The 13,326-nt window shown below is 60.6% G+C and carries 11 protein-coding genes and 1 pseudogene; 6 read left to right on the top strand and 6 right to left on the bottom strand.

Annotated elements, in window-relative coordinates:
* Positions 1 to 50: 50 nt before the first annotated feature.
* The gene (locus ACWPM1_RS12905; protein ID WP_455695307.1) at positions 51 to 833 is read right to left on the bottom strand and encodes an alpha/beta fold hydrolase; all 783 of its coding nucleotides are present in this window, start codon (positions 831 to 833) and stop codon (positions 51 to 53) included.
* A gap of 308 nt (positions 834 to 1,141) precedes the next feature.
* Between ACWPM1_RS12905 and ACWPM1_RS12910 the strand changes: the two genes are divergently transcribed.
* The 3 genes and pseudogenes from ACWPM1_RS12910 to ACWPM1_RS12920 all read left to right on the top strand — a co-directional run bounded on the left by ACWPM1_RS12910 (position 1,142) and on the right by ACWPM1_RS12920 (position 4,491).
* A complete protein-coding gene (locus ACWPM1_RS12910; protein WP_455695322.1) occupies positions 1,142 to 2,398 on the top strand; it encodes a sensor histidine kinase in 1,257 nt (418 codons plus the stop codon).
* A gap of 59 nt (positions 2,399 to 2,457) precedes the next feature.
* Entirely contained in the window at positions 2,458 to 3,576 is a 1,119-nt protein-coding gene (locus ACWPM1_RS12915) for a sugar ABC transporter substrate-binding protein (RefSeq protein ID WP_455695308.1), read from the top strand.
* A 284-nt stretch (positions 3,577 to 3,860) separates the two neighbouring features.
* Positions 3,861 to 4,491, top strand: a pseudogene (locus ACWPM1_RS12920) (tyrosine-type recombinase/integrase).
* A 244-nt stretch (positions 4,492 to 4,735) separates the two neighbouring features.
* Here the strand turns inward: ACWPM1_RS12920 and ACWPM1_RS12925 are convergent.
* Positions 4,736 to 5,215, bottom strand: a complete 480-nt coding sequence (locus ACWPM1_RS12925) for a PRC-barrel domain containing protein (RefSeq protein WP_455695309.1) — start codon at positions 5,213 to 5,215, stop codon at positions 4,736 to 4,738.
* A 139-nt stretch (positions 5,216 to 5,354) separates the two neighbouring features.
* Between ACWPM1_RS12925 and ACWPM1_RS12930 the strand changes: the two genes are divergently transcribed.
* On the top strand, positions 5,355 to 6,428 hold the full coding sequence (locus ACWPM1_RS12930; RefSeq protein WP_455695310.1) for a calcium:proton antiporter: 1,074 nt from the start codon (positions 5,355 to 5,357) through the stop codon (positions 6,426 to 6,428).
* 70 nt (positions 6,429 to 6,498) lie between these two features.
* Positions 6,499 to 6,963 carry an MgtC/SapB family protein gene (locus ACWPM1_RS12935; RefSeq protein WP_455695311.1) on the top strand — a complete coding sequence of 155 codons (465 nt, stop codon included), beginning with the start codon at positions 6,499 to 6,501 and terminating at the stop codon, positions 6,961 to 6,963.
* Between the two features lie 262 nt (positions 6,964 to 7,225).
* Here the strand turns inward: ACWPM1_RS12935 and ACWPM1_RS12940 are convergent, their stop codons facing one another.
* Positions 7,226 to 7,816, bottom strand: a complete 591-nt coding sequence (locus tag ACWPM1_RS12940) for a hypothetical protein (RefSeq protein ID WP_455695312.1) — start codon at positions 7,814 to 7,816, stop codon at positions 7,226 to 7,228.
* 650 nt (positions 7,817 to 8,466) lie between these two features.
* Between ACWPM1_RS12940 and ACWPM1_RS12945 the strand changes: the two genes are divergently transcribed.
* A complete protein-coding gene (locus ACWPM1_RS12945; RefSeq protein WP_455695313.1) occupies positions 8,467 to 9,417 on the top strand; it encodes a sensor histidine kinase in 951 nt (316 codons plus the stop codon).
* 9 nt (positions 9,418 to 9,426) lie between these two features.
* Here ACWPM1_RS12945 and ACWPM1_RS12950 read toward each other — a convergent pair whose 3' ends face one another.
* From ACWPM1_RS12950 to ACWPM1_RS12960, 3 genes are all read right to left on the bottom strand, one after another.
* A complete protein-coding gene (locus ACWPM1_RS12950) occupies positions 9,427 to 9,732 on the bottom strand; it encodes a response regulator (RefSeq protein ID WP_455695314.1) in 306 nt (101 codons plus the stop codon).
* A gap of 469 nt (positions 9,733 to 10,201) precedes the next feature.
* Positions 10,202 to 11,416, bottom strand: a complete 1,215-nt coding sequence (locus ACWPM1_RS12955; protein ID WP_455695315.1) for a hypothetical protein — start codon at positions 11,414 to 11,416, stop codon at positions 10,202 to 10,204.
* A 53-nt stretch (positions 11,417 to 11,469) separates the two neighbouring features.
* The coding region (locus tag ACWPM1_RS12960; protein WP_455695316.1) for an autotransporter domain-containing protein at positions 11,470 to 13,326 on the bottom strand (1,857 nt) is incomplete at its 5' end.

Genomic DNA, 13,326 nt, shown 5'->3' on the forward strand with positions numbered 1-13,326 from the left:
TCCAAGCCAGAAGCTGCCAGTCAGCAAACGGCCCAAAAGCGGTAATCTGATTATCGATTGCCCGTCGCATTTAGAATGACCCGGACAGCTTCCTCGGGCTGATCCCACATTGGGAAGTGCCCGCTCTCTTCGAACCAGTACATCGTTGCTTTGGGAAATGCGGCTATCGCGCGCTGTGCTTGTTGGGGAAGGCACAGCCGATCTTTTCGTCCCCAGCCGATCATTATGGATGAGGACGTTTCTGCAGAGCCCTGTTGGGTCGGGCCCGTGGCCAGGTCCCTCACGAGCGCATCGAAGGTAGGCGTGCGCGCAAATGACTGCAGTTCTTTTGAGATCAATCCAGGGTCGAGAGCCCACGGCTTCGCTGAGAGCTGGAGCATAAGCGCGGTCCGCCCAGCAACATTTCTGGCGATCGCCGGAAGCGCCGGCCGCAGGGCACGTACCAAAGCAATTGAAGCTGTAATTGTGGACCGGAAGAAGGCACGCTCCCACCCATGCCAGAAGCCGCCCGGATCCAATGCGATGACGGCGCCAGCACGGTCTCGTCGAGCCAGCTCGAGCACCAACCGAGCGCCCATCGAGCTGCCGACCATATCGATTCCTGTCAGCTGTTCGGCAGTGAGCCACTCATCCACAGTGCGCACCAGCCCAGCGAAGGTGCCGCTGTCCGCATCTGCTGGTGTCTGTCCGTGGCCGGGCAGGTCCACGGCGATTATCTCTCTATGGTCGGCGAGCTTTTTAGAGATGGTATCCCAAGACAGGGTGCTCCCTCCCAAGCCGTGGACCAGGAGGAGGGGCTTGCCACGCCCGGTGCGCGTATGATGCATTGTCATAGCTAATGAACGCGCAGGCTCTGAATATGGTGTGCTCGGTCAGGGTGCGTCCGTTAATTCGCCCAACTCGCTTGGCCCGCTAGGACTGCATTGTCTGCTTCGGCCGTGGTCTGCGTTTAGCCGCGGATCCCTCGCAGCCCCTCCGCTGACATTCCAATTTTCAGTTGGTCCAGTATGGCGTAGGCGAGCAGGTTGGGGTTGGATGCGGGGCGGCGGGGTTGCGAATGACAAGAAGCCGCCTCGCACTCGGGGTCACCGCAGGGATCATTGTTGGATTTCTCGCGCTCTTCGCCGTCGTCGGGGCGACGATGTGGCTCGGGGAGCGGTCCAACACCTTTTTCACTGACGCGGCGGTGCAGCGGGACATCCGGATCGCGGCGGTTGAGCTGCGCGATGCGCTGCGGACCGCGGAATCAAGTCAACGCGGCTATCTGCTGAGCGGGAATGAGATTTACCTCGCTCCCTACGACACGGCCCATGCGCGCGTGCTGGAGGAGATGTCCAATATCGAGCGGCGTTTGGGCTCAGCGCCCGCGCCGCCGCCTTACCTTCCCAGCTTGCGCGCGGCCGTCGACAGAAAGCTCCAAGAGATGGACCGAAGCGTCGATCTCAAACGCGCCGGCTCGGATACCGATGCCCTCTCTGTCATCCGCAGCAATCGCGGCAAGGCGCTGATGGATGAGATCAACATCTTTCTCTACGGCGCGATGCTAAGTGCCGATGAACGAACCGCTCTCTTCGAAGAGGAGCAGCGCAACAATGCCGCGATGCTACGATGGGTCTCGATTGTGGCCGCCCTCATTATCGTTCTGGTTGTCGCTGCGGTAGCCTCCACGGTTTCTCGCAACCGGCGCGAGATTACAAAGGCACGCGACGAGGTGCGCGCGATCAACCTCACGCTTGAAGACCGAGTCGAAGAGCGGACCCATGAGCTAGGGCTTGCCCGGGAACGCGCCGAAGTCCTGCTGGCGGAAGTCAATCACCGCGTTGCCAATAGCCTCCAACTCGTGGCGGCGTTGGTCAATATGCAGTCGAGGACCGTCAACGACGAAGCGGCCAAGGGTGCGCTCAAAGAAACCGAGACCCGGATTCAGGCGATCGCGCAGATCCACAAGAGCCTCTACACGTCTAGCGATGTACGCGCGGTCGCCTTGAATGATTATTTGCGCCCGATGCTAGATAACCTCGGGGCGGCTATGCAAACCGAGGGTCATACCGCCCGGCTCGTGAGCTCGCTGGACCCGGTATCCCTGCTCACAGACCAAAGCATCAACCTTGGCGTGATCGCCAGCGAACTGGTGACCAACGCCTTCAAGTATGCCTATCCGGCCGGGCAATCGGGGGACATCACCGTCGTGCTACGAGCGCTTGATGAAGGGCGAGCCGAGCTTGTCGTCGAAGACGATGGGGTCGGGCTTGGCCGGACGAGGCGCGAAAGCGGCACGGGATTGGGGGCGAAGATCGTATCTGCGATGGCGGCCGCGCTTCACTCCAAGGTTGAATACACCGATCGGGGCCCGGGAACTGCGGCCCGGTTGGTCTTCGCGACCGCGCGGCCCGCATGAACTACAGGCGATCGACGGTTCGCCCAACCAGGCGCCGATCACTCCAGCGGGCCGCGCGCATGGCGGCGGCTGGGCTGTTCGCAATGATGTGGCTGGCGCCAGCGCACGGGCAGGGCGGCGGCTTGACCAAGCCAGTGGTCCTTCCGCCTTTTGATCCCAACCGGGCGAACTGCGCTAAGCCGAAAGGTCTGCGGAACGAACTGGTGTTTGTGCAGGATAACGAGCGAGAATTCGTGCAAGGCATCGGGCGGGGCTTGGCCGCGGCCGCGTCAGATCGACGACTGCCATATCGCGTGCTGCGGTCCGACAACAGCGCGGCCACGATGAAGAAGCAGATCGATAGCCTCTATGTCGGCAGGGTAGGCGCGATCGTTGTTGCTCCGATAGATCCGCCCTCGCTGAGCCCGGGACTTAAGCGCCTAATCGGTGGAGGAACATATGTCGGCGCGGTCGTCCCCCCGCCCGCGACGACCATCCTCAATGCGCCGCAATACAGGACCGGCAAGGTCCTGGCCGACGCCGCGGCAGCGCACATTCGCACTCGTCTGGGCGGGAAGGCCAAAGTGGTTCTGCTGACCCACGACAACCTCCAATTTCTCGCCCCCCGGTTCACCGCGATGCGCGACACCCTGCGCAAGATGCCGGGCGTAACGATCGTGGCCGACATCTCGCCCCCCACGGTTGACCGAGCCGGTGGCCATCGCACCATGAAAATGATCTTGCTGGCGCATCCGAACATCGACGTAGTGCTGGGCGCCGACACGGTGGTTCTTGGCGCCCTCGATGCCCTACGCGAAGCAAGGAAGGCACGGTCAGCCCAGTTTCTTGGCGGCATTGACGGAGAGCGGGCGGCAGTCGCCGAACTAAAGAAGCCTGGCAGCCCCTACAAGGCCAGCATCAGCCTGGCTTCACCCATTTTCGGTTATGCTATGGGCCGCTTCGCCGCCGACTGGATGAGCGGGCGGCAAGTGCCGCAGGCGATGGACATCCTGCCGAAGGCCCTAACGAGTGCCAATATTGCGCAATACGAGCGCGACGTTGCCGATCCAGGTACCGTTTATGCCAACTTGTCGCGCCGGAGCTCGTACCTCAAGATGTACGGCAACATCTGTTCCGACAGCCGCGATCGCTATCTGAATTTTCCTTGGTCGTCGGAACGGATCGGCAGGCCGGCCTAGGCAGTCGTTCCAGACACCAGCACCTCCAATTGCGGTGTCGTCTCGGCGAAAAAGGAGTCTCCGTACTGGCGAGGGTTCGACCCCGGCGCCCGCTGATCAAGCCAGGCACCCCACGGCGCTGTTACCCTGACGGTTTAGGTGGGTAGGAATGACGGTAAATGGATAGGATGCGGATAGTCAGGTTTAGAACGTCGTGTGCCTGAAAGCGGCCGGTCCGCTTACGGCCCAGCATCCGACCGGCAGCTCTGTTTCTCTCACGGCCATTCCGGCCACGGAGAAATGCCATGGGCTACTCACAATATGATCCATTGATGCAAGGTCGGGCACCTTGGAATGCCGGCAAGACTGTCGGCACCAAGCGACCGCTAACCCAGAAGCAAATTTGGGCGATCCGCTTCTTCCTCGACAGGGAGGGTCGGTTGCGAGATCGAGCGCTGTTCGACCTCGCGATCGACAGCACTGCGTGGCTGCGATCTTGTGAAGATCAGGATCGGCGATCTCGTCGCGGGCGATGAGATTCGAGCGCGAGCAATGGTCACGCAGCAGAAGACCGGGCGGCCTGTGCAGTTCGAACTCACCAGCGACGTACGCGCGAGCCTGTTCGCCTGGCTCGAGCGACGCGGTGGGTCGCTAGATGAACACGCATTCCCCAGCCGCATCGACCGCGCTCATCATATGAGTACCAGGCAATATGCTCGGCTGGTCGACGAGTGGGTGACAGCGATTGGCCTCCGGCGCGCGGAGTATGGCACCCACTCGCTTCGCCGAACCAAGGCATCGATGATCTACAAAGCCACCGGCAACCTGCGCGCCGTTCAGATCCTGCTCGGCCATACCAAGATTGAGAACACCGTGCGGTATCTGGGCGTCGATATCGAAGATGCGCTCATGCTCGCGGAGCGCACTGAGATCTGACGTTGGAGCGGCCATCGCCCTCGGGTGGTGGCCGCTTCTCAAAGCCAGGCGCTAGTTTGCGGCCGTCCGCGATTGGGTGGAAACCGGACATTCGGGTTGCTGAATCTGTCGCCGCACTCGGCCCTTAGCAAAATCGCGTCCCAGCGTAGAACGCGACGTTAGACAGCCGCGAGGCGCACAACTTTGCAGCGCCTCAACCTCCGGCAGGCGCGAGCGCCCGCGCGGGATGGCCGACGTTCGCGACCTAGTTCGTGCTCGTCTCTGCCGAGGCCGGACTTGACCCAAGTTGAGCGTCCGGGAGGGCGCGCAGCGCGTCAGGCGTCATTGTAGTTTGAATATCTGTATCGCCGCCGCTTTGCCGCGTTGTCAGACCCGTAAGTGGGACCACGACATAGCGGTCGGGGTTGCTGTCTTCGATCTCCACCAGAAGACCTTCGACCGAATTGCCTGCACCCCTGCGAATTTGTTCGATGTCGCCTAGGTCTACGCCGGTCGCGGAGACCAGGTCAGCGTCTAGAAGCTGACGCTCCGTCAAGCCTAGCGCGGCAACCGCATCGCCTGCTGCGGCGGCGCTTTGCTCTGCCTGTTGCTCGATCCGGTCCTCAGTGGCGTCAGCCTGTCGATCCGCGTCGGACCCGCAAGCGGCCAGTCCAATGGCAAGCAAGGGTAGGCTGGCGGCAGCAATCAAGCGCATCGTGAGTCTCCTTGGATCGGTCTGTTCCACCAACCAGTCCGACTTCGTCTCGTTCCGCGCGTGGCCAAGGCAAGACGGAAGCTAGAGAGCTGGAAGTGGCCGAACTTCAGTACCGGACAATCACCCAACGACCCATTGCCCAGAGACAGCGCTCAGGTAAGGCGAAGCCATGACCGCTGCTCTGCGCAATTGGACCTGGATCACGCCTATCGCCGCTTGGGCGCTATATTTGGCCAGTTTGGGCGGCATCATGCCGTCCTCCTTACTTGCGGCCGTCCTTATCGTGACCGTGCTTGCAGCAGTGCATCATGCCGAATTGGTAGCTCACCGAGTTGGGGAGCCCTTTGGCACGTTCTTGCTGGCGGTGGCGGTTACAGTCATCGAACTGGGCCTGATCATCACGCTTATGTCTGCAGGCGGCGAAAGCGCGGCCACTTTGGCGCGCGACACGGTGTTTGCCGCGGTGATGATCATCCTCAACGGACTGATGGGCGTCTGCATCCTCGTGGGAGCAATCAGGCACAAGGAACAGGTGTTCCAGCAGACCGGGGTAAGCGCGGCGTTGGCGACGATATGCGCGCTAACAGTTCTGACGCTGGTGCTGCCGAACTTCACGCTGAGCGAACCGGGGCCGGTCTATGCACCGTCGCAGCTCGGCTTCGTCGCCGTGGTATCGTTTCTGCTCTACGCTACTTTCGTCGCCGTCCAGACAGTTCGGCATCGGGATTACTTTCTTCCCGACAAGACAGTCGCTGCCGATCACGACGTTCACGCGGAACCGCCCTCCAACGCGAGAACGCTGCGTTCGTCGCTCTTGCTGATCGCATGCCTTGGCGCTGTCGTCCTGTTGGCCAAGGCGCTTGCCCCGCCGATTGAGAGCGCGGTTGCTGCCGCAGGCGCACCTCGCGCCATCGTCGGCGTGATCATCGCTGCGCTGGTGTTGCTCCCCGAGAGTGTTGCTGCATTGCGCGCCGCTCTCGCCAACCGCCTGCAGACTAGTCTGAACCTTGGTCTCGGCTCCGCGCTGGCGACAATCGGCCTCACGATCCCCGCGGTCGCGGGCTTGTCACTCATAGCGGGACTGCCAATCGCGCTTGGTCTGGACACCAAGAGCACCGTGCTGCTTTTCCTGACGCTTGTGGTGTCGACTCTCTCACTCGGCACCGGGCGAACGACGGTCCTTCAGGGCGCCGTCCACCTCGTTATTTTCGCGGTCTATCTGTTCACGACACTCGTGCCTTGAAACGCGACGTAGATCACGGAAACCCGCGATCAGTTGGATCGCACATCCACTATCTGAAGGTGAACACCTCATGCTCGAACACCTGCTGGGGTCCAACTCCTTCAACGTGGTTCCTCACGCGATCGCTTTGGCCATTGCTTACATTCTGGCGCTACCGATCGGCTGGAACCGTGAGCGCGAGGAGCGAAGCGCGGGGCTTCGCACATTTCCGCTGGTGGCAATTGCGACGTGCGGCCTGATCCAGGCAGCAGAAACTATGACGGCAGGAAGTCCCGAGGCCATGGCGCGCATCGTCGAGGGCCTGATCACCGGGATGGGCTTTATCGGCGGTGGCGCCATCCTTCGACTAAAGGATTCGGTGAAGGGAACGGCCACAGCGGCGAGCTTGTGGGTTACCGGCGCAATCGGGGCCGCAGTGGGGCTTGGGAGCTACGACGTGGCGCTGATGTTGTCAGTGGCAACCCTGGTTACCCTCTGGGTTATGTCACCTTTCAAGCGGGAAAGTGATTCGGAGTCGTCGGGGGACATTCGGTAGCCGGTGCTTCCCGCGCGTCGCTGCCCCATCGTCCTGTCCGCAGTGGGAAGTGACGACCGCCAACCGAATGTCCGCAATGGGTCGATGCCAGCCGCTAGACTCAACGGCGGGAATTGGGGTGGAAAGCCGACGCTACCGGCTTGGCCTCAAAGGCCCAGGCACGTTCCGAAGCGGCTTTCCATTGAGCAGAGAGCCAGCCTGTCAAAGCGGCGACCCCGTCAACCTAGAGCAACGGGGCCGCCTACTACCTGCTTAGGGTGTTTCAGCGATTTCTAGTCGAAACCACCTGTCCCGTGCGTCGATCGATCTGGACTATTCGCCCGTTGCGGTCACGCTGCCAAACATACCGATCGCTGTCTCTGTAATCGTAGCCCTCGCGATATCCGTTGCTGTCGCGATAGCGCCCGTCCTCGCGGCCGACCTGTCCGGGAGGAAGGCACCCGTTCCGCTTTTTGGCTAGGCCGGGGGGGCACCGACGCCCGTCATTGTTACCCCACTGATCGTCATCGTTGTAGCCGCCATTCGAGCGGGCCATCTCGAACCGACGCTGGAAGTCGTTCACGCGGCGCTCTAGGTCGTACCGCTCGTCGCGGCTCAGCCCGTTCTGGCGATACTGCTGCTCGAGACGCTGCAACTCATAGTAGCGGCGTTGCAGGTCGCTCGCTTCCGACTGGGAAATCTCGCGGCGCTGATACGCGATGCGAATTTGCTCGTCGTAGTTGCCGATCTGGTTTGACGAGTTGCTTCCAAAAATCCCTCGGAAGACATCGCCCAGGACGCCGGACTGGGCTGCGGCTGGGGCGCTCACCGAGAGCGTCGCCACGGCGCAGGCCGATAGTAGAAGTCTTTTCATGACAAAATCTCCGTTCGTTACGGGGATGAAACGAACGGCAGGATTTACGGGTGTGAACAGGGGTTCACCTGGGATGGAGCGTTGCGTGCGTCCGCTCAACGCCCAAGTGACGAGCATTCGCAGGACGATTAGGGTGGGGTCGGTGGGACGGTGCGTTCAACGCGGGACAGGTGAGGCGCGCCCTACTCTTCTTTGACGGAAGTCTCGATAGCCGAACGCGCCTCGGCGCCCCCGTAGGCCAGCCCAGATGAATGATTGGCTACATAGTTGAACGTGTTGTCGGGCGGGCCAAACAGTGGATTGCGGCAGGCGAAGTGCTAAAGGACCCGCGGCGCGCTAGGAAGCTTATCCGAGTAGCCTAGCGCGTCACCTTAACGCTCGCCTCGTGGGCGCGGACCGCAATGTTTGCTTTGGGTCATCTGACTCTGTCGGCATGCTCAGTTCCTGTGCGCGGTCCCCAAGAGGTGCACCTAGGCCGATAACTAGTCCAGCATGCCGTACCCCTGCCGAGACGGCCTAGTTCGGCCGGTAGGAGCGAAACTCGTTGTGATGAACGCTGGTAGCGGCCAACACGGCGCAAGCATTCTTAGGGATCAGCCGCCATCGCCGACCATACCACACAAGAGCAGTGGAGTAGCGCGCATCTGCGCTTGGCGGTCGAGGCCGCGTGCGTCGCGCTGTGGTCGTGGAACGTCGACGACAACACGTTCGAGATGGACGCGCGCGCGTTCGAGCTATGGGGCCTGCCGTGGTCGGACACCGTGCGGTTCGAGGAGATGTCGGCGCACATTCACCCTGCCGATCGCGACCGGGTAGGGGCGGCGTTCCTCGCCACCCGTTCGGTGGCGGGATCGTATGAAATTGATTTCCGCGTGATCCTTGGCGACGAGGTGCGTTGGATCTCCGCCCGCGGGCAAGGGGCAGACGCGGGTATCGTCGATCGCCGGATGTTCGGAGTGTTCCTCGACGTCACCGGGCGGAAGCAGGCGGAGGAGGGCAATGAGCTCCTGGCGGGCGAGATGAGCCATCGGGTTAAGAACCTGCTTGCGATCGCCTCCACGCTCACCACGCTCACCTCGCGCTCGGCGAGCAGCATCGAGCACATGACGCAGGAACTGACCCAGCGGCTCTCCGCGCTCGGCCGGGCGCACGACCTCGTTCGTCCGCTGCCGGGCTCGCAGGGCAAGGCAGCGCTGCTGGGCGACCTCTTGTCGGTCCTGCTCGCGCCCTACGATGATCTTGGCGCATTCAGCGGGCGAATCCGCGTCGCCGTGCCGCGCACCGGGGTGGGCGAGCGAAGCGCCACGTCACTGGCGATGATCTTCCACGAGCTGGCGACCAATTCCGCCAAGCACGGCGCGCTCAGCAGCGAGGCGGGGTTCCTCGACATCACCGGCGCAGCGGACGAGGACACGCTCACGCTCGTTTGGGCTGAAACCGGGGGGCCCGAAGTGACCGGGCAGCCAGAGATGAGCGGCTTCGGCAGCAAGATGATGTTCCGCAACCTCGCGGCCGAACTCGGCGGCACGATCGAATACGACTGGCAGCCGACCGGCCTCGTCGCGACGATGCCGATGAAGGCGTCGCTGCTTTCTCAATAGCTCGGTGGCTTATCTGAGCTGCTTTAATAGGCATTCGACGACGGCCGCAGCGGGTTCCGGTTTCGCAATGAACTTCAACCCGGGGACGATCTCGGCCAGCTCGGCCGGGATGCCCTTGCCCGAATGCAGCACGAATGGAATGCCGCGCTCCCACAACAACACGGCGACGGGCGTGATGTCCCGGTCGGCCAGGTTCGCGTCGAGAATGGCCCCGGCCACGTCGGTATCGCTGAGGAGCGTTAACGCCTGCGCCACCGTCGCGGTTGGGCCGACGACGACGCCGTGGATGCTCTCTACCTCGAACGCGAGGTTCATCGCCACGAGTGGCTCGTCTTCGACTATCAGAATTGGCGACCGTTGAAGCATACGCCTCCCGCTTCAGAGCAGGGAGGACGCTAAAGCTCTCGGCACCGATCGACCACGGAGGTGGCCGTGAGACCCTAACCGTCTGTCACTGCCGTTGTTCCGGCAAGCAATTGCCCAAAAGCAGCCGACCGATCTGAATAGTGAGAACTGACTGAGCGCCAACAGAGCTATCGCGAATATCCGCAATTGGGCCGGAAGGAGACCGACCGCTTTTGGCAGCCGCTCCAGCCTTAGCTGCACCTTCGCTAGGAAACGCCATCTGACATTCGACCTATCGAGGACTCTTCAGAGATTTTTAAGTCCCAGCGGCTGTGTCGCGCCCACATCTTGCCGTTCACGGCATGTCATCTTGAACGCGACCGCCTGATCGTCTTTAAAACGACTCGTAATAAGTGAGCCGGCGAGATTAACATAACTGTCAGAATGTTCCCTCGATACCGATCGTGAAATAGAAGTCAGAGCGGAGGCCTTCATTTCTATTCAGCGGGACAACTAGGTTCGCGCTTAGAGGAACGTCGCCAATAGGAGCCCACTTAGCTCCGATTGCAAGGTCGTAGAGTGAGAGGCCATCTTGCCGCCACCTGGCAAGGATATCAGTCGCGAGAGCGAAATTGTCACGGGCTTTTATATCAAAGCCCGCTGCCGCACGAGCGTTCGACCGCTCAATACCAAGCCCCGCCAGATCGCCCTCGTCGATATAATACTCGTACCCGATGTTAAGGTGTGGATTGATTTTCCCAAAAGACCCCGAGGCAATTCCCCCGACGAAAACGGACGTCTCACCGGACCCGAGCAGATCTCTCTCATCTCCGGTGGCAAACGTGGCCTGCCCAACCACTCCAAGGTCGACCACAGATGACCGGCCTTCGGTAACGTGCCACTTGGCGCGAACCGCGATGTCGCCAATTCCGCTTGCGCTTGCTGAGTTTGTCGCCACGGCCTGTGTATTTCCACCAAACCTGTGGATACCACCGCCGCCATTGTCGATGATCGTCGCTTCCGATCGCACCCTGCCGGACGAGTGAACAAGAGGAATAGTTACCCCAATGTCAACATTATTGGTCAGTCCGTAGGTTCCGCTGAAAGCGACAAATTCCTGTTGCAGGTCAAGATCTAAGTTCAAGACAATCAAATCTTGCTCATAAGGGACGCCGAATTGTTCGTCGTGTTCAAGTACTATCTGGAGGTGGTCAAGCTTAGTCCCATTGAACTGTTTGTAATCGACACGGGTATACGAAACGCCGAAATTGATCCTCCCGGCCCCGATCGTCGTAGCTCGTTCCGCGACAATCGGTCCCAGGCTTTGCTGCGAGCGAACGGGCACTCCTTCCTCGATATCGAAGGATATTGAAGAGACCGTCGAGTTGAACGCGACGAGACCAGCATTGGCGCTAATTATGTTACTCAGGTTGGTCAGGGCTTCTTGAGAATCCGCAGTGAAGTGTGCCTCGTGGAAGACGATCCCAGGATCGAGGGTGATTCCGTCACCGCCGTAAAGATCGCTGATGAGATCGGCAACGTCGCCGGTCGGCCCTGCGTTGCTGGCTTCCTCGTCGTGATCCGCCCAAGCTGGAGCAACCCAACTTCCGGCCAAGAGGATCGCAGCTAGGTTTCGTGTGGCCGACAACTTCATGGTAGTCCCTCCATTGTTGCCGCACACTCGCGGCCATCTGAGATGCATCAAATTCAGTGTCCAAATGGCATCGAGAGCGTAACAGAAACGCGGTCCAAGTTGACTTCCGCGAGGCCCATGGTCGTCGAGTATTCTCCGCTGATCGATATACCGCGAATGCGTGCGGAAAGACCCGCGGTTAGGTCGAAATACTCGCTGTCATTCTCCGTGATCGAGGTCAGCAGAATGTCGCGGCGCCCGAGTGGATCCGACACGAGACCTGCCGAGATATGGCGGTCGTCGCGGCCCGAAATAAGGCTGTAAGTAAGGTCTAAGAACGGCGTGAGGACGGCGCCGTCGCTTTTTTCGAATGAGTAGGCGAACCGCGCTCCTAGGTCAGTGATCAAATAGTCGTACGATTGCTCGCCAACCACCAAATTGAGATCGCCAGCCCCTCTCTCTTGGTATCCGTCGATCTGTCCGTCTATGTAGGTGACCCCGACCTTCGCATCGATATCGAAGTCGTCTAAGGCGACGGGATACGCGGCGCGCAGACCGAGTATCAGGTCCTTGCCCGAGAAGTCAGCGCGCGCCAGTTCGTCGACCGAATTGCCATTCGTTTGAAAGCTGATGTTGCGCCGCAATTGGTGCTCGCGAGTGCCGTAGGTGGCATGGCCTTCAAGGTGAACTGGGCCGAGTTCGGCGGAGCCGTACAACGAATAGGACAATCCATTCACGTCATGGAAACTGTCCTGGGCGTCGAATTGGCTGTCCTGGTTGGAAAAGGAGACTGCTAAGCCTAGTAGAACGGCGTCTGACATCAGGTAGTCAACCCCCGCAGTGAGGGCTCTCGTGTCAAACGACCGGCTCCCTGCCGATGCCCCGGCCAAGCGATTTCCAAATCCAAGCGTGCCCGAAAAGAACACTCCCCACGGCCCGTTGTCGCCGCCGAGCGAGCTCAGGCCATCGCCGAGCGCGTCCATAGCGATGGCTTGCATCGAAGTGAACGGGCCGGTCAGGTCGCTTGCGCGCAATGATCCCAAGTCTACTCCGCGCTTGCGGTCTCCCGACCGAACCGCTTGCAGGCGCCCGAATAGATTGGCGTTAATCCCGTCCGAGAAATCAAACGATGAATCGCTCGCGGCAAAAGCTTCCTCCGTTCCGATTGCCAAGAGCGCATTGTCGATGCTCTGCTGCTGCGACGCATCCTGTGCAAGCCCTTGGCAGATTGAGAACAGCCTGCTCTGGCTAGCCATGGCCGTATCCGCGAGTGCAATGCATACATCGTCGAAAGCGGCTGCAGTGGAGAGCAGCGCGGGATTGTCGGTCGCCTGTGAAATGGACCCCGGAACAAATGTTAGTGTCTTACTGACGGTTACCGTCACCAGAGTAGGCGAACTCTGTCCGCCCAAAGAATTGGCGACGTAAGTAAAGGTATCCTGCCCGTCGAAGCCCGCGTTAGGTGTGTAGGTTATTGATAACCCAGAGATGTGGACCATTCCGGAAGATGGCTGCGAGCCGATTGACACGCTAGTGATTGATGCGCCGCCCGTGTCGTTTGCGGTGACATCGATCGTGACTGGCGTGCCCGCAGGGGTGGTGGCTACATCGGAGGAGGTGGTCGGATTGATGGGCCCCACCCCGGAAATGGTAATTGTAACAGTAGCCTTTGCAGTCCCACCACTGGGATCAGCGACCGTGTAGGTGAAGATGTCAGTCGCATTCTGACCGTCGGTGAGGCCATTAAAGTTGCCGGCTGGGTCGTATGAGAATGTGCCGCCGCCACGATGGATCACCGATCCGCGCGTCCCGGTAGTGTCGAATCCGGCGATGGTGAGAGTATCTCCGTTCGGATCGCTGTCGTTCATCAGCACCGAAGTGGTGACGAAGCTTGATCCTTCGTTTGTCGTAAACCCCACGCCGCTATCGTT

The organism is Tsuneonella sp. HG249 (genome assembly GCF_053819205.1).